Consider the following 25,542-nt stretch of genomic DNA (forward strand, 5'->3'; position numbering starts at 1 on the left):
CACATACAAAAACACCGCTATCCGAGAGCAAAATTTCGGGTAGCGGTTATTTTTATATTCAAATTACACCTGATAAAAAAGTGTCTTTGAACCAAAACGTATTACAGTTCTAAAATAATTTTATCTGTTTTTTGTATTCGGTAACACTGATGTTGTAATGTTTTTTGAATAAACGGCTGAAATAAAGGGAATCTTCAATCCCTACTGACCTTGCCGCATCTGAAGCTGAAGCATTGTATTTCTGAATATACTCAGCGGCATTTTTAATTTTTATACTGTTGATGTAAAAGGATAGGGTATGACCCGTTGCAGTTCTGAACAGACGATGAATATAGCTTTCAGAAAGCGAAAGACTGTCAGCTATATTCTTTATGTATATTTTTTCTGAGGCATGATGATGAATATACCGCTTTATTTCTTCGACATAACGATATTGTGCGGGCGAAAGCTTTAAATGCTCGGACAGAAGTCTGACAACCGTAAAACGGGTGAGAAAAGCCATAAGCTCAAACCATCCCGAAACAGAGTCTGCCCAATTCCCCGTGTTTTGCGAGTGATGTGCCCTTGTTATTTTACGCATCATGGTTTTAACCTGTGGAAGTGCTTCTTCAAGATGAACCTGTATGGGGATTAAAAACTCACCGTCTTTTTTGGAATGCTCTATGATTTCTTTAAGTTCATGATCAGAAAGCTTCTCGCTGTCAAAACGCTGCTCCGCATATTCAACATTTACACCAATACATCTGTGCACGGATTCCTCTTTTGAATGGGCACACAAATTCATGTCCTGAGTAAGTCCTATAAGCGTGTCTTTTTCTGCAATGAACGAGCCATCGCATAAGTCTACAATGGTTGGTGCACCATCATCAATGAGGCACACTTCAAGGTAATTTTTTATTCTGTTGAATTCATGTCGGTAATTTGCAACGCCCTTGTGAAGGGCGTATTTTATTTTGGGTACACCTTTTAGCTGTATACGGTAAAAAATCATACGCTCACTCCTCGATTTGTTCAAGCATCATTAAAAGTCTGCCGTTTGCACTGGCGTTAGGGAGCCAAGGCACAAAATACGGGTCGTTATCCGCAAAACGTTCGCATAGATAATATTCCTCTGTCATGCAGTATTTAAGCTGTGCATTAAGTGCATCAAGAGCTTTTTCTCTTTCTCCCTGCGACAGCCAGGTCAAAAACCAGGAGTAATCGCTCATTGAAAGATACCAGGTGTGTCCTGCCCATGGGTCTGAGCCGTGAGAGGCTCTTCCGCAGTTCATAAGCCCCGTCAGTCCGTTTTTCATAAGATTGCGGTTTCTGAACCAGTTCTCCAGTTTTCGTGCAGTGTCACTGCTTCGCTCTGCAACCTCTGAACGGAGAAGGTTGCCCGGTTCTGCAAAATAAGCTGTTGCCGGAGGATCTGTCTGGGCTTTTCCTACAAATGACGGAATAAGCAGTTCGTCATCTTTCGGGTTGCTTTTTACTACATCGTCAAGAATTTTTTTCATACTTGCCATATAGTCATTATACGCATCAGTGATTTGCCTCGACATTTCATCATCAAAAAAGGCAAACGCTTCCGAAAGAGCCTTGTAGCCCATAAGGTTCACACAATCTGTAAAGCACCAGCTTTGTCCCGTCTGTGGCCAGTCACAGGCACGCTTGGGTGGAAAAATGCCGATTCCTGCAAATTCTCCGCTTTCAGTTTCTGCTCTTTGATTTTGCATCCATGCAAATGCCAGGAGTAAAGCTTGTCTGAATTTTAAGAAAACCGATTTGTCTTTTCTGCATAACATATGATTTGCAATACTGTAAACAGATGCGCCTGTTATGCTTCCCCAGGGTTCGCCGTTAGAGTTTGTTACTGCCCCGATGTTTTCTCCGTCCTTTATCTGCCAGATACCGAAAAAGGTATCATATACCTTTTCGGTATAGGAATAAAAGTCACCAAATCGGTCAAGAGCAATCAGGAATTCCATTGCCTCTGTTTGCCATACACGACGCTGAAGTCCGCCCTGTCTTGGGATTACCGCATCTGAATTTTCGTTTAAATAAGCAAACATTTGCAGGCACTGAAGAACCAAATTGTTTGTAATGTCGCGGTTCTTTTCGCCACCAGGAATTTTTTCGATTTTTTTAAGCTCGGAAATCCAGAAATTCTCCGCTTTTTCACGCTCTTTTAAGTAATCGAAGTCTTTGTTTTCGGTTCCTTTAGTAAAGGCAAGAAAAAAGGTCTTTTTCTCGTTTGCTTCAAGCTCAAATTCTATTACTGCACAACCTCGTTTATAAAGGTCAAGACCGTTGTCATTTCCTTGCCATGAAAGCGAAAAAGCGTTATCTGAGTTGAATTTCATTGAATAGGCTCCGTCTGAAATGAAATCGTTTTTAAAATTCCAGGCGGTGGGAATAAAGCCCCAGCTGTGAACATTGCTGTCATAGGTTGCATATCCGTCGATTTCCATGCCGGTTAAATATTCCTCTTTGCCTGTTCTTAACAGAAGGTAAAGCCTGTCCGAAATTTTTCTGTCTGTGCTGTTGGTAACAGTAAACGAGGTATAGCAAACGGGATTCCGTTTTATATCACAAAAGCTTTCCATCTCAAGCTCAAAAGTTTCGGTGCTTTGTGCGATTTTGTGAATCGGAACACCGTCGGGACGTGTAAAATATTTAACTTTTTTAAAATCGGGACTTTCCATGTCATTGTCCAGCAGAATTCTGAAGGCTGAAGATGTCATTCCCCAGTTTTGCTCACCCATGGTGCTTATCATTATTTTCATGTCAGGCCACATGGTGCAGATTTTGTCCGAGAATGGTGGATGGATATACCGCTTTACGGTGAAAGGCCTTTGCCAGGATTTGCTCATTTTTATCCCTCCTTAATATAAGTCTGTTGCATGAACATAGAACGGAAGCGGGAACCACGGGGATTTTTCCTTTAAAGCATCTGAAAACAGAGGAACGTCTGCCGAAAGAGGTCCAAACAGGAAGGTGTAAAGTTCACTGTCAGGAATTTTTATGTCCGCAGTTTCATCTGTTTTTGCAACCATAAATTTTTCTCCGTTATTTTCTATAAGAAGCTTTCCAAATTTGCAGTCGATTATAAGCTTTCCTTCCGGCATGTATATGCCGCTTTCTTGTTTCAGGTTAAGACATGCTTCGATAAATCCTTCAGGTTTTAGTAAATTTAAGCGGTTGGTCTGTGCGAGAGTGATTTCTTCAGCCGCTTCATATATGCTTTTAACCAAAGCTTTGTTAAAGGGCGAAAATGAAACGGGTGTTGAAGGGATATTCTTTTCCAGCATGAAGGCGTAAATAACATCTGCCGCATTTTCGGGATTTTCGAGCAGTATCTCGCGAATTCCGGGACCGCCGAAACGGTCATAATAATTAAGGTAGCCGACTCTTTCACCGTCGGAATTTATAACAAGATAGGTTTTGCCCTGCCAGGTCTTCTGTCTGGGAATGAAATCTGCGCTCGTTCTTTCAAAGCCCTGAGGCTCTTTTTCATAAAGGTCAAGACAGAAACGGATTTTATCTGTGTCCGATGCACTTATCTCTTCAAAGGTAAATTTAAGCATTTCGCCTCTTTTCAGACGGCTGGGTATATTGTAGCTTTTAAAAAGTGCAGAGAAAGTTGTGCCCGCCATGTCAAAGCCGGTGAAGCGGTAACGCTCTCTGTGACCGTGCAAAAGCACAAGTTCTGTACCGTTTTCGTTCAGGTCGTGCATCACCCGGTCAAGAATTTTCTGCATATACCCCTTGCCCATGTGCTTTGTGTGGGTAGTAACATTTGTGATTACAGCCGCCTTGAAAGACGCAAAACCGATTTTGTAAGTGTAAGGAATAACACCCACGGATGCACAAAGCTTGCCGGCATCGTTTCTTAAACCGTATTGCCAAGAGATGTTGATATCATCATTTTTAAAAATATATGGCATATCCTGCTCAAAATCAACTTTTCTTAAGTTCTGGCAGAACACTAAGTCCGCAAGGTCTATAAATTCATCGTAATCTGCCTTAGTCAGCTTATTTACAGTCATATTTCCACTCCTTTGTTTTTTCTTTATTGTACCACGGCATCAAAAATATGTAAATATATCATTTTGATTTGCATGGATTATTCTGAACGTTTTTTGCAATAGAGTATTGACATGCCGGTAAATTTCTGCTATCTTAAATTCAGTTGAATACCGGGGAATAAAAGATAGGGAGGACGCATCATGATAGAATTAAAATTTGAAGAACTGACTTTGGAGCAGAAATTAGGTATGATTTTTACACCACACTGGGCAAGTAAAAATTGTGAGGAAAATTTCAACTGGCTCATAGATATGGTAAAAAAAAGAGCACTCGGCTCTGTCTGGATTCAGCACGATACAAAGGATGCTGAAAAGGTGTTGCAAAAAATCAGAGAAGTCGCAGACTATCCTATTTTGATTTTTACCGATGCGGAAAACGGTATGGGAGAATATACCACCGGCAGACAAGGTCCGATTGGCTGTACCGACAGCGAAGAGCATGCATACGCCTTCGGCAAAGCGTTAGGTGTGACGGCGCGCAAAAGAGGGTATGATGTGGTTTGTAACCCCATACTTGATTTATCACGGGTAGGCTGCACGCGCTCTATGGGGTCTGACCCCGAGCGTGTCGCTTGCCTTGCAGCGGCAGTAATCCGCGGTATGCACGATGGAGGCGTGTTGTCTGTCTGCAAGCACTATCCCGGCGATTCCTGCGCAAGCGAAATGGCAGATACCCATATGATGGAGGTAGATTGTCCGGAAACAAAAGAAGAACTGCTTGAAAGAAACCTGATCCCTTATTTAAGACTGAATGAACAAGGTCTTTTAGACGGTATTATGGCAGGGCATCAGCAGTTTTCCAATATTGATTCCGAGCACCCCACAAGTCTTTCTTCCAAAATATTGGATATCATAAAAGAAAAGGGGTTTGAGGGCTTTTTCATCACAGACGGACTCTTTATGAATGCAATCCACGCCAAGTACGGTGCCGTAGATTGCTTCGGGTATGCCGTTGCAGCAGGTAATACGTTCCTGCTTCCGTATCATTACCTGAACGAAACCCATTACAATTCGATAAAGACGTGCTTTGAAAAAGGGATGTTCACCGAGCAACAGCTGGATGAAGCCGTAAAGAAAGTGCTTGCATTCCAGAAAAAAGCACTTGAACTTCGCAATAATCAGGCACTTACTGAAGAAGAACATGCTTTGGCAAGAAGAGTAAATAAAGATTCTGTCTTCTCCAGAGGTGTAAATAAACCTCTTTCCCGTGACGGTAAGCATTATTTTGTGCTGATGGTACATAACGATACGCCTTTAGGTGTAAAGGGTACAGTTGAAGTAGACACTTTTTCCAACAACTGGCACAATCCTGCAAAAATTTGTGAAAAACTGAAAACTTTGTATCCCAACTGTATTATAAAACCCATTTATGAGTTTCCGACACCCGGACAGAACGGTAGTGTTATTGCAGAAATTGCGGCGTGGGATGTTGACGAGGTTGTCTTTATAACATACAGCGAGTGGATGGCAAATTCTGGCGGTGAGAAAATTACATACCGCGTGGAGGCTCTTATACATTCGTTGCAACAGAAAAACCGTGCATCTACACTCATCCATTTCGGCAATCCTAAAGTGTTGGAACCGCTTGCGCATTTTGATAAAATCATTATCGGCGGAAACTCGGCAGAAAGTGTGGATGCTTGCATAGATGTACTTGCAGGCAATCTTGAAGCAAAAGGAAAGCTTACCTGTGCGGTGAATTTTAAATGAGTGAAAGTACGAAAAACTCAGTTAAACTACACAAAAAAGGACAACAACTTTGTTGTCCTTTTTTATATGATTTCACATACCAAAACACCGCTATCCGAGAGCAAAATTTCGGGTAGCGGTTATTTTTTATATCAGCAATATTCCGTTGGGGTGTATCCGGTAAGCTTTTTGAAAACCTGCGAGAAATATTTTTCGTCTTTAAAGCCTGCCATGGATGCAATTTCTTTGATTCTTAATTCCTTACTTTCCAGTAAGGATTTTGCATATTCAATACGCAGGCGGTTTACAAAATCAACAATGGAGCATCCGTATTGCTTGAAAAATATTCGACGGAAATAAGCTTGACTCAAATAGGAAAGACCAATCATTTTTTCAATGCTGAAGTCGGTTTGCCTAAAATTTGTATACAAGTAGTCCATAGATTTTTTGATTTTTATATTTGCATCGTTTTGATTGGCCTTGCAGAGCAAATACAAAATATTATACACAATGGATTTGCATTTGTAGAGGTACCCGGGCTTTTTTTGAGACCAGTACGTGTATAGCTTTGAAAAGTTTTCCCTGACCTCGGGAAGCATGCAAGGAATCACTTCGGGCTTTTGCGGTGGGTTTTTGGAAAATTCAAGGTGAATAGCAATGAGCTCTTCGGTATGATAAACTTGCGTATACTTTGTATAGGCAGGACATAGAAAATACTGATTGACGGCAGGTTTTAGAATTTTGCCGTCAACATTTATTTCGGTTGAACCAGAAAATCTGCAGGATAATACCGATATAGGGCGACCGTTGCACACAGTAGAGGCGTTCATATTTTCATAACGTTCAAGTTTAAGAACATCCACAATTGAAAACTCGGTATCTTTCATATCGAATAGCATTATTTTACCACCCATCCTATAAACTGTTTTTTCGTTAAACCGCAAAATCATTGTATCAAATTCATAATGCCTTGTCAATACAAGGTTCATATTTTCATCCTTTTGGTTCAAATTGCAAGTTGACAATCCGATATTTTAAATGTAATATAAAGGCGAAAGATAAATGAAGAAAGGAACGAAAATGCTTTATGAACATTACAGTTGTATATCCTGCACGTGGGCACAGTGCATATAAAATCGCAGCAGAAGCCTTTGAAAGTCTTGCAAAGGAGGTTGCGGATGCAAGTATTAAACTTCTTACAGATGCCGAACCGCTAACTGAAGATGGTTCTGTGGTTGTGGTAATCGGAACGGATGCTGCCAATCATCTTGCGGCAGATTTATATCTTGACCGCAAAATCGGCAACTTTGAGATTCGGTATAATACCGACGATTATCGTATTTTCACAAGGACTGTGGATAACCGCACATATCTGTTTTTGGCAGGCGGTCGTCCGAGAGCGACATTGTATGCGGTTTACCGTTACTTTGAAAAATTCTGCGGTTGCCGTTGGTTCTGGGACGGTGATCGCATTTGTCATACAGAATTGCCGATGCGTGATATTGATTTGACAGAAACACCGCGCTTTGAATATCGCGGCCTGCGTTATTTTGCCCATCGAAGTCTGCACCGCTTCCAGGCAGAACACTGGTCTCTTGAAGACTGGCAGAAGGAAATTGACTGGATATTGAAAAAGCGGTTGAATATGTTTATGCTGCGCATTGGTCTTGACGATATTTTCCAGAAAGCATTCCCCGACATTGTTCCTTATCCCGAGCTTGAAAAGCCTCTGCCGGAAGCAGGTCAGGGGCACGACGACAGAAACCTTTTCTGGTCGCTGGAATACCGCGGCGAGCTTCGGAAAAAACTGCTTCAATATGCCTTTGAACGCGATTTGATGCATCCCGAGGATTGCGGAACCATTACACACTGGTACTCACGTACACCTAAAGCATATCTGGAAAAAGTCAATCCGACGCTTTTGTTGGGATCTAAGTATAACGGAGAAGCGACCGGGCAAACCTGGGATGTTTTAGATGATGAAAATCTGGAAAATTATTTTAAATTAACAGAAACCCATATAAAGGAATACGGGAAGCCGGAGCTGTTTCATACTATAGGTCTGGCGGAACGCTTATTTTCGACCGAGCGGGAAGTGAATGTAAGGTTAAAGTATTATGTTTATCGTCGTGTTTCATCATACTTAAAAGAAAAGTATCCGAATGCACCCTTGATGATTGCAAGCTGGGATTTGTGGAATGATTCCTGGAGCGGTAGAAGTTATACTGCTGAAGATATTCAACACCTGGTTTCAGAATTGGATCCGTCTCAGTCAATTATTCTTGATTATACCTCCGACTGTATGACTGAACTGAATTTCACAAACTGGGGCATTGTTGGAAAATTCCCTTGGATTTTCGGTATGTTCAGCGGTTATGAGCCTGATAATGACATCCGTGGTTTTTATGACTGGACAAACGAACGCATAAAAATTGCGAAGGACGACCCGATGTGTAAAGGTGTTATTTTATGGCCGGAGTTGTCTCACGGGGATACCCTGATGACCGAATATCTTGCCCGTAATGCCTGGGAAAAAGACACCCTTTCTATTGAACAACTGTTGGATACATATTGCAAAGACAGATATTCCGATACAAAATTCAGTGCTATGAAGAAAATCTGGGATGCATTTATGCCAATTGTAAGGATGCGTGCGTGGAATCCTATAGAACACGTTTTTATGTCCGCCGGGCAGAATACCTTCTTCAGAATGGATGTGCGTGCGACATTTGAAGATAAAGAATATGCGTATTACGGACGCAGTCCTGAAGATGCTTCTGCACATCAGGCGCAAGCAGTATATATTCTCCGAAGCTTAGCAGAAATTGAACCTGACGATGAAATGCTTCGCCGTGATATCTATGACATCGCAAGATCGGTGCTTGGCAGATATGTAGATTGTTTAATCAGACTTTCAGAAATTCAGTATATAAATAAAAATGCGGATATGACGGCTTCTATGGAGGCGGCTTATAAGCTTTTGAAAGCCCTTAGTGATTTGCTGGCATCTCACGAAGATTATTCGCTGTATCAAAGCTTACTGCGTCTTCAGAGTGTAACCAAAACCAATCCGAACTTTGAAATAACCCTGAAGAATAATGCGTCCGGATATTATTGCCGTTCCTACATCAGCGAGAATGTGGAATACTTGTACTTACCCGAAATGGAAATTATCTTCGATGAAGTAAAGAAAGCTTTCAAAGCAGATGCTGAAATTGACAGGGAGTCTATCACGGCACGCATTCAGATAAACAAAGAACGCTTTGATGCTATGCCACTTGCTGAAATGTCTGCAACTGAACTTAAGGCATACCCCGATGTTTTGCGTGAGGCGGCAAATATTATTGAAAATGTGACATTTATAAATGATAAATAATGTGTTTATATAAATTTATAATATTCAACCAAAGGTTGATGGACTTTGCTTTAAAAGCGTTGTAAAATATAACTGTAGGGCGTGAACGCAAAAGGAAAACTTACATGTGAGGTAAACTTGAAGTGAATAATATTATTGAAATTTTTAATTCTTATAAAGAAAAAGCCGATGTAAGCTTTAACCATAAGCTTTGGTCGAAAGAGAACATTTTAAGCTATGCTGAAAAGGCAAAGCTTGATACGGAAAACATAAAATTTTTATCCGACTTCATTTGTTATGCAGATGAAGAATTAAAGCGGTTTATGTGGCAGTTTTATTATATGATGTTTGAATCTGATGAAGATTTTTCGGATGATATCTGGCAGTTGGAGAAAATTCCGCTTCCTGAAGAAGCAGAAGAAAAATTTCCCGGTGCAATAAAGGCTTGCATCTATCTGCTCGCCGCAGAGCATTTAAAAAAGTGGGCAGAAAATACCGAATTTAACCAAGAGGAGTTGGTTGAAAGCTATTTTCAAAGGTATAAAAAGATAGTGGACAGAAACCGTTATTCGCACAACACTTTCGGGCTTTGCCGCTTGTCCTCTTTTATGTACGCCTATGCGTATCCGTTTATTTTGCCCATTGGTCTTTTCACATTTCAATACAGGTTGCAAGAGCCTTTTTGTGAGGTGTATGAAAATGAAAAGGGTGAGCATCTTTTGGTTGCTGTACCATATTACAATTACGACCAAAAGGGCTTTCAGTCAGAAGAAGGATATTTGCCTGCTTACGAACTAAAAGGCGATACATTGCTTGCCCATACTTTTGGGGAAAAAGGTGAATTGAATTTAACACCCGAAACCATTAACTTAAAAGAGTATAAGAAAATTCTTTGTCCCGGCGACCATGTTGTAACCATACACATCCCGGGCGAAAGGCGTTTGGTTAAAGAAGAAGTAAAGCAGTCCATTGAAGAGGCAAAACGGCTTTGCGCCAAGTATCTGCCACCCTTTAAAGCAATCGTTTGTACCACCTGGTTTATAGACCCCAATCTTAGGGGAGAGGTGATACAGGATGGCAGTAATATGGCTCATTTTGCCGATTTGTTTGATTTGGCGTGTGCCAGGGACAATAAAAATATATCTATTTTTGAGCATGTGTTTGAAACGTCCGAACAACCGCTTGAGAACTTAGTTCCGAAAAATGATTTTCAGAAAAGACTGGTTAAGCGTGCGTTACGCGGTGAAAAAATATACTGGACCTTTGGTATTTTGAGAAATGATATATAAGAGGTGAAAAAGTGGCAAAAGCAAATGTTATAAAGCATAACGGGGCGCCTGCAATTTGTGTGGACGGTAAAATCTATCCGCCCATGACCGCAACGGTTGTAACCTGCCGTGTTCCTTTAGGTGAAACGGGCAGAACTATTGATTTGGATTACTATAAATCACTTGGTGATGCAGGAATCAAAATTTATTATATCATGTGCAACAATTTGGAGGTAGACGAAAACGGCGTAAAGGATTTTGCGGACGAAGCAAGAGCACTTTTGTCGGTTGTACCCGATGCCTATATCATGGTGCGTATTGTTTTAAATCCTTCCCAAAAATGGCTGAAGGAGAACCCGAATCAGCTTATGCGATATAATAACGATGTAACCATTCCATGCGACATCCGCACCGAATCCTACCGCGTACATTCCGAAGGTGGTATGCTTGCCCTATGTTCTCAAAAATGGCGTGAGGATTACGGAAAAGCTTTGGAAAGAACGATGGATGAAATTGAAAAACTGCCTTTTTATGACAGAATTATCGGTTATTTTTTAGGTGGCGGTTGCAATGCCGAATGGTTCTCTGCAACTCCGACCTATATGTATGACAAGGGGATTTACGGCGATTTTTCCGATGCGTTTCGCGAAGAGTTCCAGAAATATTTAGACGAAACCTACGGTAAGGGTGTAAAGACGCCCGATATTCCCGATTTGGAATCGCGCTATCTGTACACCGAGCTGGATAAAGAATTTGACAGTCCGAAGGTCAGACCGTTAGCGGCTCATCCTGCACCAAAACCTACACAAACTGCTTCCATGCACGGCACATTTTTAAATATGGATACGCACAGACAGACATATGATTTCTATCGTGCCTACGGTCTTGGAAATGCCAACAGCATTATTCATTTTGCAAAGATTGTAAAGAAAAGACATCCCGATTTGCTGACTGGCTCATTCTACGGTGGTGTTTCGTACGACACTTGCACCACCAATTCCTCGGGCGGCACGTGGAAAGTTTTACAAAGCGGTGTTGTAGATTTTCTTGCAAACCCCGGTATGTACGAAAACCGTCAGCCGGGGGGATTTACGGGTCAGCGACAGGTACATGACTCGTTTCGCTTGCATAATGCGATTTTTATTTCAGAGGATGATACCAGAACCCATGCCGAAAATCTCTATTACGGCAACAATTATGAAATGTTTACCATTGATGACACCTTAAATGTGTTAAAAAGAGATTTTGGCAGAAACATTTGTGATGATATACAAAGCTGGTGGTATGATCAGCACATCGGTGGTGGCAGATATAAGTTCCCTGAAGTGTATGCGCTTTTTGCAAAGCAACAGAAAATCGGGCAGCTTGCTTACTTACTCGACCGTAAAAAAGAAAACGAAGTTGCGTTTATTTCGGATGAAGAAAGTGTGTATATGGCACATTCCAAAGCCACAGAACAGTCATTGCTTGATTTCAGGAACTATGAAATTGCAAACCTTGGTTTTGGTGCCGACAGTTACCTGCATAACGATTTAAATAATCCCGATATGCCCGATTATAAGCTTTATGTGTTTGTAAACTGCTTCTCTCTTACCGACAAAGAGCGTGAAGATATCCGTAAAAAACTGCAAAAAAATCACGCAACCGCTCTGTTCCTGTACGGTAACGGCTACATCAATACTGACCGTACACCTTCCATGCACGCAGATTATATGAAAGAGCTTACCGGTATTTGCATGGCGGAAGAAATGGAAAAATACGCACCCAAATTCAAAATCACAGACAACGACATATTAAAAAATCTCGACAAGGGAAAATGGTATGGTGAATTCGATAAACTTAGAAAACCAAACCAGGATTTCGTACCGCGTCATGTATGCCGTTCCTTCTTATATCCTCTCTTATATCCAAACGACGAGAAGGCAACCGTGCTTGCAAAATACGCGCAGGTTGACCGCTCGGCAGTGGTTGTGAAAGAGGTGGACGGATTCACCTCGGTTTATTGCGGCAGCAAATATATTTCCGCAGAATTTGTGCGGGAAGTGGCTCGTTTTGCAGGGTGTCATATTTATGAAGAGGATGGGCATGTTCTGTATGTGAACAAAAATTTCCTGACTGTACATGCATCACATACCGGAACGATTACCTTAAAATTTCCCAAAGCTTGTTCACTTTTTGAGCTTTATGAAGAAAAATACTACGGTGAAAATGTGAACGAAATTTCCTTTGATTTACTAAAGGGCGAAACAAAAATGTTCCAAATCGGTGAGTAAATATAAAAGACCGCTGTTGCGGTCTTTTTTGTTGGTATAAATCAACTGTTGGTTGTAAAAAACATCTTAAATTTAACTAATAAGTGTTAGACAAGTAGAAAAATATGTGCTACAATAAAGAAAAAACACAATGGAGAAAAATTATGTTAAGAACTGAAATGCGTAATGAAAAGAGCATGCACATTGATCAAATGGACACAATGTCCATGTTAAAAATCATCAGCGATGAAAATTTTAATGCGGTGCGTGCCGTAGAAAAAGCTTTGTCTGAAATCGGAAGGGCAGTAGACATTATTGTAGAAGCAATCCGCAAGGGAGGCAGACTCATTTATGTGGGTGCAGGTACTTCAGGCAGACTTGCTGTAGCAGATGCAGCAGAATGTCCGCCTACCTTCGGTGTGGATTATAACACTGTGATTGCCATTATTGCAGGAGGCGAGAAAACATTAGTCCGCGCCAGCGAAAATCAGGAGGATTTTGAAGAACAGGGTGCGATGGATTTGCTCCAAAGAAATGTAACGGGTGACGACGTGGTTTGCGGTATTTCGGCTTCAGGCGGTGCGGCGTTTGTGGCAGGTGCTATGAAGGAAGCTAAAAAGCATGGCTGTAAAACCCTTTCTTTAAGTTCTAATCCCGACACTTTAATCGGCGGACTGGCAGGTGTGGAAATTGTAACCGACACGGGCGAAGAAGTGGTGCAAGGCTCAACCCGAATGAAAGCCGGTACAGCACAAAAGCTGGTTTTAAATATGCTTTCCACCTGTGCCATGATTCAGACCGGCAAGGTATATGAAAATGTTATGATTAACTTAAAGCCCTCAAACATCAAACTAAAAAAGCGTATGATTAACATAGTGTGCTCACTTGCAAAGGCAGAAGAAGCGAAGGCAGAAGCGGCTTTGGAGCAGGGGAACTGGGACATTCGTTCTGCATTAAAAATCATTGAGGAGAAATAAGATATGTTTGAAGCAAAAAAACTTGCAGAAAATATAAAAAAAGGAAGACAAAAGTTAGGTCTTACTCAGCAGACACTTGCGGAACGCATTTTCGTATCGGGTCAGGCAATATCCAAATGGGAAACGGGACAAAGTGTTCCCGATTTAGAGAATCTTTGTCAGCTGGCAGAGCTGTTTTCCACATCGGTTGATAACCTTTTGGGACAAAAGTCGCGTACAAGAGAGGAAAAGGTTTTTATCGGTATTGACGGCGGCGCGACCAAAACAGAGTTTTTGCTTTTTACCGAAAGTGGTGTGGTGCTGGAACGCATTTTGCGTGCAGGCTGTAATCCGAATGTGTGCGGTTTGGAGCAGGCTTTTGAAATATTAAAAGACAGCATTGACACCCTCTTACAAAAAGAACCGGATGTTTTTGGCGTGTTTGCCGGAATTGCCGGATTTATGAGTGGTGAAAACGGCAAGAATCTGTATGCTTTGCTGAATAAAAAATATCCGCTTCTAAAAAAAGAACTGGGCAGCGATATTTTGAATGTGATTTATTCAAGCCACGCCACTGAGCGGTGTCTGGCAGTCATTCTGGGCACAGGGGCGGCAGTTTACGCCAACGAACAAGGCAAGCTTTCCCGTATTGGGGCCTGGGGCTATCTTTTGGATGAACTGGGCGGCGGTTTCGGACTTGGCAAGGCGGCACTGCAGGCATCGCTTGCCGAGCGGGACGGATTTGGCAGAAAAACCCTGCTTACAACTCTTACCGAAGAACGGCTCGGCACAACCGTGTGGGACAGCATTGATAAAATCTACAAGGGCGGTGACAGCTTTATTGCATCCTTTGCACCCTTGGTGTTTGAGGCTTGCGAGCAAGGAGACGAAGTGGCGGATGAGATTCTGGAAAAATTTTCGCAAAATGTGGCAGACCACTTGCAATTTGCACGAAAAGCGTATAATTGTGGAGAAGATGTGATTGTTGCAGGTGGCTTAATTCAACAAAGGCCTGAACTTTCGGAAAGAATTCGAAGAAAGACAGGGGATTGCCCGATTACCATTCCCACATTGCCGCAGATTTACGGTGCTTGCAAGAAGTGTGTCATGACCTTTGGCAATTTAAATGATAAATTTGAAGAAAATTTCAGCAAAAGCTATGCAGTTTTGCTGTGATGCGATTTTAAAGGAAAAAACATGGAAATCAGATGTCTTAGAGAAAATGAATTATATGAGCATGGAATACTCACTTTGACAGAAAGTGGGTATTCTGTTTTTTTGCTCAAAATCCCTTTGTTTCAAGGGGGTTACACCACTTTTAATGATTTTGAAGCGGTCTAAATTGAGCTGAATTTGATGTTTATTTCGTTCCATTTTGACAAAACAAACACACGCTCTTCAGCACACGTCAAATTTATGCTTTTACAAGCCTCAATGGTTTTATTTTTAATATAAAACACACTTTTGTAGTCAATATCCTCACATAATGACAATAAACTTGATAGAACTGTTGTATTTTTATTTTTGCCTTTACTTAAGCCTTTTTCGTACTTCGCATTATATGTAGGAAAAAGCCGCTTGGGCAGCGTTTTGCTATTGTGTGTTTCGAAACTGCATGGGTGTTTTACTTTCTTTTTCTTTGAAGGTGCGCATAAAGTGAGGCATACTCTGAAAGCCGGAAAGGGCAGAAATTTCGGTTACGGAAAGATTTGTGCTTTGCAGGAGCTGTTTTGCGTATCCAAGCCTTAATGCAGTCAGATAGGTCTTGAATGTACAGCCGTATGTTTTAGAAAACAAATCTGAAAAATAGGAGGCGTTTAAATGCACAGCTTGTGCGACGTCTTTTAAGGAAATAGGGTTTTTAAAATTTGTAATGGTATATTGGATTCCTTTACGGATACTGTCAGGCAAAACAACGCCCGATGCGGACGATAAATATTTGCCTTCTGTAACCAAACGACAAAGTAAAGCGTTTAAAAGATGCTGTTTTTCCCTGGATTCCTTGGAATTTTGCAAAAGTGAAATCAAAGAGAGAATAGGGGAGCCTTCTGAAAGATTATGCAAAAACAGAACCTGTTGCAGTTTTTCAACCAGTTCATGGTCGATCATTTCTTCTGTAAACGAGATGTTTATAAAATGCGTGCTGTTTTTAGATTCTTTTGTGTAGGTGTGATGTAAATCTAAAGGCGTAATCAGATACAGGCTTCCTTTGCATAAATCAAGATTTGTTCCGTTAATTCGGCTTACGGTCTCACCTTCATAATAATAAATCAGCTCATAATAGCTGTGCCAATGCAGGCCGATATCCATAACGGAAAAGGACTCTTTAATATGTATGGGCTCCCCATACAGTTGTTTTGCATCCAGTTTTTTGATTGAATTCATAATATCACCATCGCTATTATATCAGAAAACCTAAAAAAATGCAATAAATAACCAAAAAACATGTATTGATATACTAAAAAATTGTTATAAAATTAATGTGAGGTGATTAAAATGGGATATTATGAAAAAGGTACATTTTACGCAGGTTGTAATTACTGGGCTTCGGACACCGGCATATATATGTGGAGGGAATGGAACGAAAAAACAGTTGAGAATGATTTTAAACTGTTAAGTGAAATCGGCATTCAAATGGTAAGAGTTTTCCCGCTGTGGCCTGATTTCCAGCCGGTTAAAGAGATTTTTGGGTGGAATCAGATCAGTGCGGGTTTTTCTGTAGATGGCGATACATTATTAGACACAACTGATGACGGTATAGATTCTCTTATGATGGATCGTTTTGAAAAACTTTTGGATATCGCACAAAAATATGATTTACTAGTTGTGCCGGCACTTATAACAGGCTGGATGAGCGGAAGGTTGTTTGTTCCGCCGGCACTTGAAGGCAAGAATCTGATATGTGATCCGGCGGCAATCCGATGGGAAGTTCGTTTCGTGCGCGCATTTGCAAGACGGTTTAAGGATCATCCTGCTGTTTACGCCTGGTGTCTTGGCAATGAATGTAATTGTATGTCTCCTGTTGAGAGTAAAGAACAGGCAAATCTTTGGATGCAGTCCATTTCTGATGCCATCCGTGGAATAGATAACACAAGACCCGTGCTCTCAGGCATGCATTCTCAGTACTGCCCGGGTGAAGATGAGTGGGTATTACAGGACTGCGGTGAAAACTGCGACATTTTAACCACACACCCTTATGCCTCACCGTCATATACTACAGACCGTGACCATGCAAATACCATGAAGGTTATGCTGCATCCTGCAAGTCAGAATCTTTATTACAAGGGTATTGGTCAAAAGCCGAGCATTATTGAAGAAACAGGTACATACGGTCAGCAATATTGCGATGATGAAGTTGTGGCAAAATACGCAGAAGGTTGTTTGTATACCTCCTGGGCACACGATTGTCTGGCTTGGCTTTGGTGGATTGGTTTTGACCAGGGTAGCTTAACTTATCATCCCTTCGGATATAACAACCGTGCAAGTAACTACGGCCTTTATCGTGAAGACGGTACATTAAAGCCTGTTGGCGAAGTTGTTAAAAAGTTCAATGCATTTTTGGATAAATTCCCTTACAAAAAATTACCGCAACGCATTGTGGACGGTGTTTGTATCTTAACACAAGGACAAAACAGTTGGAATGCGGCAGGTGCAAGCTTTATTCTTGCAAAACAAGCAGGACTTGATATTGATTTTGCATACGCAAATGACAAAATTCCAAAAGCTGCGGCTTATTTTATTCCGTCTATGGAATGCAATGAATTTGGTTTTGATAAATTGTATGACCTTATGGACCGTGTGAAAGAGGGTGCAGTTATGTATCTGTCTATCGGAAATGGTACGCTCCGTAATTTGCAATCGGATTGGGGTTTTCATATCAAAAACAGAAAATATCTGAATAAAGAAGAAACAGTGAATATTTCGGATGTGTCGTTGCCGTTGCATTTTAAAGTGAAATTCAATATTGATATTGAAAATGCCGAGGTTTTGGCTACAGATGATTCGGGTGCACCGGTATTTTTGCGTTCCGCACACGGAGAAGGTCAGCTTTTCTTCCTGATGGCGCCGCTCGAAACAGCTATATACGAAAAAACAGATGTTTTCGAAATGCCGTACTATAAGTTCTATGCAGAAATGGCAAAATATCTGCGAAAGGATAAAATTATATCTTCGGACAATCCGATGGTCGGCTTAACCGAGCATCCTGTAAATGAAGCTGAGCGAATTGTGGTTATCACTGCGTATACGGAAGAAGAGACTGATGCAAGCTTTAGCATAAAGCAGGGCTGGCAATGTGATTCTTTTGAATATAAACAGAAGTTCAGTGGCAGTCAGACAAAAGTGTTTATTTTTAAGAAGGTGTAATATGATTTTAAAGTTAAAACCCACAAGAGTTTACCGAACTTACTACGGTGGTGTGAATCTTGACAGAGCGGAAGGAAAGAGAAATACGGAAAAAACACGGTTCCCGGAAGACTGGTTAGCTTCGGTTACCGAGGCATTTAATCCGGACCATCCCGTATTGCATGAGGGGTTAAGCGTGACCGAGGACGGACACCTTTTAAAGGATATTATTAACGAGAACAAAACACACATGATCGGGAAGCGTGAAAAAATGTCTCTCTTGTTCAAATTGCTTGACAGTGCAGAACGTCTTGTCATTCAGGTGCACCCTACAAGGGCTTTTGCGAAAGAATATTTCAATAGTCCGTATGGGAAAAGCGAGTGTTGGTACATATTAAACGATGAAGGGGAAGTGTACATCGGGTTTCGGGAAGGCATAACAAAAGAATACTGGAAGTCGTTGTTTGAAAGTCAGGATGTTGAAAAAATGCTTGATTGTCTGCACAGATTCAAGGTTAAAAAAGGTGATTTTATTTTTGTAAACGGCGGTGTTCCGCACGCTATCGGTAAAAATTGTTTTTTAGCAGAATTGCAGGAGCCAACTGATTTAATGGTTATTCCCGAAAAGGTTACACCATCAGGGGTTGTTTTGTCTGAGCAAAAGCTGCACGGCGGACTCGGATTTGATAAAATGTTTGACTGCTTTTGCTATGAAGGATTGTCTGAAAGTGAAACACGAAAAAAACATTTTATAATACCCCGAAAAGTAAATGCAACAGAAACAGAGCTTTTAACCTGTGACATGTTCAGGTTAAGTCAGCTGGAGATTTCAGGGGAATATGCCTTTGAAACAGATGCATATGGGATAGCTGTAGTAATTGACGGTGATGTGGAAATAAACAGCATAAAGCTTAAAACATATGACAGAGTCTTTATTAGTGAAGATGAGAAAAAATTAAATTTTAAAGGGACGGGGAAGCTTTTGCTCTGCAGACCGTAGAGAAATGAACAACAGAGCTTTAACTGAGTATAATAGGCTTTGAAAAGAGAAATGATTAAATCCGGGTGCACTCCTGTTTATCATTTCGTTCGCAAATTTTATCATTTTGTTCGCAATTGTTTTGATTTGCTTGAATTTTAAAAATTTTTCTGATATACTGTTCCCGTAAAGGGGGCAAAAACTATGAAAGAACTCAAATTTGAAGAACTGACTTTAGAACAAAAGTTTGGCATGGTATATTCTGCTTACTGGACGCCATATTATGACCACGACAGAGAAAACAACGAAAAATGGATACTCGGAATGATCAAAAAAAGAGCGCTTGGTTGTGTATGGATTCAACAAAGTTTGCCCGATGCGGATGAAATGATTAAAAAAGTCCGTGAAGCCGCAGACTATCCGATTCTGATCATCACAGATGCAGAAAGTGGAATCGGTGAATACAAAATCGGCAAGCAGAACGCAATAGGCTGTACAGACAGCGAAGAGCACGCTTATGCCTTCGGCAAGGCGCTCGGCGTTACCGCGCGCAAAAGAGGCTATAATATTGTTTGTAATCCTCTGCTTGATTTAAGTAAGAATGGCTCTATGCGTTCAATGGGTTCGGATAAAGAAAGGGTTTTACGCCTCGCAGCAGCAGAAATCCGCGGTATGCATGACGGCGGTGTGTTATCCGTTTGCAAGCATTATCCCGGACACTCTCTGACAACAGAACACAAGGATTCTCACATGGAACCGATAGAAGCTCCCGAAACAAAAGAAGAGCTTCTCCAAACCAACCTTTACCCATACATAAAATTAAATGAGCTGGGACTTTTAGACGGCATTATGACAGGACATCACAAATTTTCAAAGATTGACCCGGAATTCCCCACAAGCCTGTCCAAAAAAACAATAGATATTATAAGAGAACAGGGGTTTAACGGATTTACCATAACCGACGCACTTTCCATGCAGGGTGTGGTTGCGGAGTTTGGCTATGAAAAACCCATGGGTCTTTCAATAGCTGCAGGGAACACCTTTGCACTTCCGTACAGCGCTGCTGTTGAAAAAAAATACAATCAGATTAAAGAAGCTTATGAAAATGGAGTTATCACAGACGAAATACTTGATTCGGCAGTAAAAATAGTGCTTGAAACACAGGAAAAAGCTCTTGAAATGTACACAGAAACTGAAATCACAGAGCAGGAAAGAGCACTTGCCAAATTAATAAACAAAGACTCTGTTTTTGCAAAAACGGATGACGGTGTTGATTTGCCCATTTCAAAAGACGGAAAGCATTATTTCATACTGATGGTAAGAAATGAAACCGATGTAAACAGCGAGGGCAAGGTTGAGGTTGATACCTTCTCCAACGGTTGGCATCACCCCTCAAAAATTATCAAAAAGATAGAAGAAACTTTCCCCAATTCTGTTGTAAGAACGGTTTATGAGTTCCCGACACAGGGGCAGAACTGTAAAGTTTTATCCGAAGTTCCTGACCTTAATCCCGATGATGTTGTGTTCATCAGCTTCAGCGAATTTTTAGCTTTTGCAGGCGGTGAAGAAATTACCTACCGAATTGTAAGGCTTCTTGAAGCGTTCCAGAAGACAGACCGCATTTCAACACTTATTCACTTCGGAAATCCCAAGGTTTTAGAACCGCTTCCGCATTTTAAGAGAGTAATCATCGGAGGTCAGTCCGAAGAAAGCATTGAAGCCTGCTTTGATGTACTCTCAGGCGACTATCCCGCAAAAGGCAGTCTTACATATGATGTGAATTTTAAATAGGTACATATTTTAAAATTTGCTTTACGAAAAACTCTATTAACTCATACATTCAATACACATTAGGACAGCAAGATAGAATTGTTGTCCTTTTGTTTTTTATATGATTTCGCATACTATAAGCAAATTAAATAAAACAAAGAAACCGCTGATCCAGCGGTTTCTTGTTTGGCAGGGAAGAGGGGTGCCACCCTTATTCATAATAATTTCAGAGTTCAAGATCAGCCATGTCGATGGATACGATACCTGCAAAACCTAACGGCAAATAATATCTATCTGCCTCTGCATCGTATATTGCCATGTTGGGATTTGCGGGCAATGCATCATTTATCTTAACTGCTGTAGCAGAAGTTCTGTCTTCGCTAAGCTTGAGTATACGTGAATTACCTTTATGACGATGCATTACAAACATATAATCGCCAAGCACAACAGGACACTGTCCCATGATTGAACCGTAGTTTGCCATTGGGGTAATCTGATTCTTGATGATTTGCTTTGAGAGGTCTGTTAAATCTAAATCTCCGGGGTTAAAGCGATAGATATTTCTGCCGGAACTTAGAATAACATGTTTGCCGTCGCTGTCTGCACAAAGACCTGAAATAGAGATGCCGTCAACCCACTGTTTTACGATCGGCTCTTGTCTGCCATCCTCACCAAAATCACAAACAAGAACATCTTTCCTGGAGGAGCTCATCATCAAATAACGATTATCAATGCATCCAATGCTCATCTGGTTCTGATATACCACCGAAAAGCTTTCTATCTTAGCATTTTCGCTTTCGTACAGTTTAGGAGCGGTCTTATCTCTTAAGTCAAGAACTGTACCCGTGTTCGCATAGTGTGCTAAAGCAAAGTCTGCATAAGGTGATAACTGAATCTGAACAACGGCTTGCGCAAAAGCCTGGTTGCCTACAAGTGTAAGCTTTGTCGGATCTTCAGTATTTATTTCGTAGATTGCAACACCTGCGGTTGCTTCTGCGGTATACAGATAGTTTTCAAAAATCTGTACATCCTTTGTAATATCACGAGAAGCTACTGAACCAACCTTTTCCATGGTGTTCTTATTTAAAATGATAATGCCGTCGGTTCCTGCCGCAAGGTATAAATAATCGCCTTTCACAGCTGCTGCACGAATCTGCGTTCCTGAGTTAAAGTATTTCGCATTTTCACCGTACTTTGCCTGATAGTCTAACATGTAGTAAGGTGTGCCTTTTTCCTCAATATCAATTGTTGAAGTGTTGGCATCGCGGTCTCCTGCGTTAATCGGAAGCTGTACTTCATAAAGATTGTTCTGAACTCCATATTCGCAGGTGCCCATGTACAGCTTATCATCATCAATTGCAATACCGATTACGGGATAAGCTCTGCGATTGCTTGAAAGCGGCAGCGAAGTATGGTTTCCGGTTTCAGGATCACGCTGATGTACATATATGTCCTCATTGTTCCAAAGGGAGTTGGGGGTAGCAGTACCGAGTGCCTGATACTGTGCTACACGGACAGGATTGTTTGTGTCTTCCACATCATAGATATATGCGCCGGCATAAACGTTGGTAGCACATATATACTTGTCACCGTAGGATTCAACACGCCATACGTCGGGGCTGCCTATGTATTCTGCGCCGTCGAAACGAACAACAGAAAGTCTTTCGGGGGTTTCAGGGTTTTCAATGTTCCAAAGCTCTAAACCAATGCCCACACCATAGCCCGGTTTGTCTGTTGTTTGATGGGAATAAGCATCCGCTAAATTAGCAGTAGGATATATGCGAGCATGTTGTCCTGTTACTGCATATAAAATGCCATCCTTAACCAAAACGCCATCGCCTCTGCCTGAAATGGGGATAGATTTAAGTATCACAGGCTTGTTAACATCTCTTACATCGCATACTCTTACTACACTTTCCGCCCACACGCCTGCATACACATAGCCGTTGTAATAGCAAACATTCTGGGTTTCACCTGTAGCGATATTGGATACGAAATGCGGGTCATACAAATCTGCAATGTTAAAAATGGTAATACCGGAGTTACGGTCTGCTACGTACAGATAATCACCGTGTATATCAAGACCTGAAGACATTTCCAGGGAGTCGATATGACTTGCAAGTACAGGCTTTTCTGGGTTAGTTATGTCAAATGCAAATACACCATAGTTACGTCCTACGACAACAAGACCTTTTTTATCCTCTGTTAAATCCATTTCTCTGAGCTCGCCATAGAATTCAGTCATGTAAACCGGCTTAAAGTTACCGCCTTCATCTTTTTTAAGAACATGAAGTCTGTTGTTGCGAAGGGCATACATATAATCATCAACGACTACGCAGTCCATAGAACGGTTGTTGGTCATTCCTCTTTCGTCGCCGTCGGTCGGGTTATCTAATAAGCCATCTGTTTCATTGACGGTTACCACACCATAGGTCCAATCCTCGGATGCGATCAAATATGTACCTGTTTTTGTCTTGTGGTATGTTTCGGTACTCTTCTCAATTTCAGGCTCGGATACATGGAATTTACCGCCGTCCTCTAAAGTAACCTCTACACTTGTTTCGTTACCGGTTGCTGTGAAAGGAAGGTATACTGCAGCCAGCTGTGTGGATACGAAGTAGGAGAAGGTCTGTGTTACCGTATCGCCCTCTTTTACCGAAATGGTAAGGCGGTGGTTAGAGTCTTCACCGTAGGCATAAACACGGGCATAATAAACATCATTTGCTGTTGTTTCTATGTCAGTGGATATAACATCGGTGTTTTTGGAAAGTGTATAGATTGGTTCATCATATGCTTCTGTATATTTCGGAACTCTGATTTCCAGAGGTTCTCCAAGAGGTGTCAGCTTTCCGTCATCAGACCATGCATAATATCTTGTTATCATGCCACCTGTGTTGGTGGAGGGAATGGATGTCGAACCCGTTACGCCTTTTGCAAGCGTTGTGGAGCCATTAAACGTACCGTCTTCCTGATATTCGGTTTTGATAATCCAAGCCGAAATGGTTGCACCGGGTCTTTTGGTCAGATGCAGTTTTCCGTTGCTGTAAGAAAGCTTTGCAAGGCTCTTGTCGTTTGCATCAAAGCCTGATATTGTGATTGTCGTTTCCTGCGCTTCAAGGGAGGCAATGGACTTGGCTGAAACGGAAACGTTGTAGGTTCCTGCTTCTAAATCCGATGTGTCAACGGTGTAGGTAAGCGCATCAACCTTAGTCGCTGTAACGGCAACACCGTCTATTGTGACAGTGGGTGCCTTAAACAACGGTATATTAAACTTAAGGGTGGCGATTCCCGGCGTAGTGCTTTCTACGGTATAAGATAAGGAAGTTTCGCCGGATACTTCCCATATTTCGAGGTCGGAAATTGTGAGACTGCGGGAAGCAGCCTTTTTGCTTGAAAGAACAAACCCAAGCTGTATTTCGCCTTCTCCGGGGAAGGTTTTAAGAGAACCTACTGCTTCGCCGTTTCTGTACATCTGCGAGGTAGACTCTGCCCAGTTGATTTCTAAAACGATATCATCTCCGCCGTCCACACTCGAGATAGTCTCATCGGTTAAGAATGCGGAAGTATGATACTTTTTGTCGGCAGAATCCTGGAGGAACGGCTTATACTGAACATACTTGGTGGCTTCAACAGCGTTAAAGTGAATCACAGTTTTGCTGTTATGGTTAGGTGTAAAGCTGTCATTTAAAACGTAATAAGCATTTCCGCAAGAGTCGTTTGGAGGTGCGGTTACTTCAAGCGTAACGCCGGCTGCATCTGACGATACATTAAATGTTCCGGTATCTTCATTTTTATCTGCAGATATTGCAAAATCACTTGCTGTAAGAGCGGTGGTGTCAGGGAATAATAAGCCTTTGTAAACGCTTGCGGCTTTTACCACATATGTATAATCGGCAGCAAGAGAGGTAATGGATTCAGCCGATACGGAAACGGTGTGGTTTCCCACTGCCAAACCTGCTGTGTCAATGCTATAGGTTGCAGCATTAACTTTTGTTGCTGTAACAGCATTGCCGTTTATGGAAATAGTGGGTTCTTCAAACAACGGCATGTTAAACTTAACCTGCGCGGTTCCCTCTGCAGCACTCTCAACTGTGCAGGATAATGCATCCGCGGAGGTTTCCCATACAGAAAGGTCGGAAACTGTGAAGCTACGGGTGGCAGTTGCTTTATCACTGGAAAGGGCAAAACCAATCTTCATTCCGCCATTTAAAGCTGCTTGGGTAGGGAAGGTTTTGAGTGTTTGGACTGCTTCACCGTTTCTGTACACCTGAGAGGTGGACGCAGACCAGTCAACGGTTAAAACAATTTCGTCGCCACCATCTGCACTCATAGTGCTTCCATCGGTTACATAACCGGTGACATGATGTCTTGTTCCGGTAGAATCTACGAGGAACGGTTTGTACTGCACATACTTGTTGGTTTCAACAGCATTAAAACGTATAACGGTTGTGCTGTTATAGTCAGGGGTAAAGCTTTCATCTAAAATATAATAAGCATTACCGCAGTTGGCAGTTTCAGGGGCAGTCACCTGAATTAAAGTGCCGTCTGCACTCGACGACACGGTAAAGGTTGTATCGTCTTTGTTTCTATCTGCATCCAGCGTGAAATCATCTGCTGTAAGAGCTGTGGTGTCAGGGGTTAGTAAGCTTTTGTAAGTGCTGCTTGCAGCATTTACCGCATAATCGGCATTGAGTGTTGCCATGGACGTCAATGTGACCATTATGCTTAACATGAGCGCGAGAATTTTTTTTATTCTCATAAAATTTACCTCCTAAAAAAGTATTGCAATACATAGTCTCCTATGCTATACTAAAATAAGGATAGCACAAAATTCAGTTCTCTACCTTTAATTTTGTCGA

The 25,542-nt window shown here is 41.5% G+C and carries 15 protein-coding genes; 9 read left to right on the forward strand and 6 right to left on the reverse strand.

The features are described from left to right. Window positions 1–109 precede the first annotated feature (109 nt). The 3 genes from IJE10_07115 to IJE10_07125 are packed head-to-tail and all read right to left on the reverse strand — an operon-like array spanning window position 110 to window position 4,031. Window positions 110–991, reverse strand: a complete 882-nt coding sequence (locus IJE10_07115) for a helix-turn-helix transcriptional regulator (protein ID MBQ2967867.1) — start codon at window positions 989–991, stop codon at window positions 110–112. 4 nt (window positions 992–995) lie between these two features. Continuing rightward, window positions 996–2,855 (reverse strand): hypothetical protein, encoded by a 1,860-nt coding sequence (locus tag IJE10_07120; protein MBQ2967868.1) that lies wholly within the window; start codon window positions 2,853–2,855, stop codon window positions 996–998. A 12-nt stretch (window positions 2,856–2,867) separates the two neighbouring features. Continuing rightward, window positions 2,868–4,031, reverse strand: coding sequence for a GNAT family N-acetyltransferase (locus tag IJE10_07125; GenBank protein MBQ2967869.1), 1,164 nt, complete (start codon window positions 4,029–4,031; stop codon window positions 2,868–2,870). Between the two features lie 180 nt (window positions 4,032–4,211). Here IJE10_07125 and IJE10_07130 point away from each other — a divergent pair, with 180 nt between their 5' ends. Then, on the forward strand, window positions 4,212–5,780 hold the full coding sequence (locus tag IJE10_07130; GenBank protein ID MBQ2967870.1) for a hypothetical protein: 1,569 nt from the start codon (window positions 4,212–4,214) through the stop codon (window positions 5,778–5,780). 131 nt (window positions 5,781–5,911) lie between these two features. Here IJE10_07130 and IJE10_07135 read toward each other — a convergent pair whose 3' ends face one another. Further along, window positions 5,912–6,748 carry a helix-turn-helix transcriptional regulator gene (locus IJE10_07135; GenBank protein MBQ2967871.1) on the reverse strand — a complete coding sequence of 279 codons (837 nt, stop codon included), beginning with the start codon at window positions 6,746–6,748 and terminating at the stop codon, window positions 5,912–5,914. A gap of 98 nt (window positions 6,749–6,846) precedes the next feature. Here IJE10_07135 and IJE10_07140 point away from each other — a divergent pair, with 98 nt between their 5' ends. The 5 genes from IJE10_07140 to IJE10_07160 all read left to right on the forward strand — a co-directional run bounded on the left by IJE10_07140 (window position 6,847) and on the right by IJE10_07160 (window position 14,766). Further along, on the forward strand, window positions 6,847–9,135 hold the full coding sequence (locus IJE10_07140) for a hypothetical protein (GenBank protein ID MBQ2967872.1): 2,289 nt from the start codon (window positions 6,847–6,849) through the stop codon (window positions 9,133–9,135). Between the two features lie 122 nt (window positions 9,136–9,257). After that, a complete protein-coding gene (locus tag IJE10_07145; protein ID MBQ2967873.1) occupies window positions 9,258–10,403 on the forward strand; it encodes a hypothetical protein in 1,146 nt (381 codons plus the stop codon). An 11-nt stretch (window positions 10,404–10,414) separates the two neighbouring features. Beyond that, on the forward strand, window positions 10,415–12,655 hold the full coding sequence (locus IJE10_07150) for a hypothetical protein (protein ID MBQ2967874.1): 2,241 nt from the start codon (window positions 10,415–10,417) through the stop codon (window positions 12,653–12,655). Between the two features lie 143 nt (window positions 12,656–12,798). After that, entirely contained in the window at window positions 12,799–13,611 is an 813-nt protein-coding gene (locus IJE10_07155) for an N-acetylmuramic acid 6-phosphate etherase (GenBank protein MBQ2967875.1), read from the forward strand. 3 nt (window positions 13,612–13,614) lie between these two features. Beyond that, window positions 13,615–14,766, forward strand: a complete 1,152-nt coding sequence (locus tag IJE10_07160) for an XRE family transcriptional regulator (GenBank protein MBQ2967876.1) — start codon at window positions 13,615–13,617, stop codon at window positions 14,764–14,766. 417 nt (window positions 14,767–15,183) lie between these two features. Here IJE10_07160 and IJE10_07165 read toward each other — a convergent pair whose 3' ends face one another. Beyond that, complete coding sequence (locus tag IJE10_07165) at window positions 15,184–15,975, reverse strand: helix-turn-helix transcriptional regulator (GenBank protein ID MBQ2967877.1); 792 nt, start codon at window positions 15,973–15,975, stop codon at window positions 15,184–15,186. Between the two features lie 111 nt (window positions 15,976–16,086). Between IJE10_07165 and IJE10_07170 the strand changes: the two genes are divergently transcribed. From IJE10_07170 to IJE10_07180, 3 genes are all read left to right on the forward strand, one after another. After that, window positions 16,087–17,955, forward strand: coding sequence for a cellulase family glycosylhydrolase (locus IJE10_07170; GenBank protein ID MBQ2967878.1), 1,869 nt, complete (start codon window positions 16,087–16,089; stop codon window positions 17,953–17,955). A gap of 1 nt (window position 17,956) precedes the next feature. Then, window positions 17,957–18,934 (forward strand): class I mannose-6-phosphate isomerase, encoded by a 978-nt coding sequence (locus IJE10_07175; protein ID MBQ2967879.1) that lies wholly within the window; start codon window positions 17,957–17,959, stop codon window positions 18,932–18,934. Between the two features lie 183 nt (window positions 18,935–19,117). Continuing rightward, a complete protein-coding gene (locus IJE10_07180; protein MBQ2967880.1) occupies window positions 19,118–20,704 on the forward strand; it encodes a hypothetical protein in 1,587 nt (528 codons plus the stop codon). A 205-nt stretch (window positions 20,705–20,909) separates the two neighbouring features. On the opposite strand, the gene IJE10_07185 is transcribed toward IJE10_07180, so the two are convergent. Further along, window positions 20,910–25,442, reverse strand: a complete 4,533-nt coding sequence (locus IJE10_07185) for a hypothetical protein (protein ID MBQ2967881.1) — start codon at window positions 25,440–25,442, stop codon at window positions 20,910–20,912. Window positions 25,443–25,542: the final 100 nt, after the last annotated feature.

Source organism: Clostridia bacterium, assembly GCA_017410375.1.
Classification (GTDB): Bacteria; Bacillota; Clostridia; order RGIG6154; family RGIG6154; genus RGIG6154.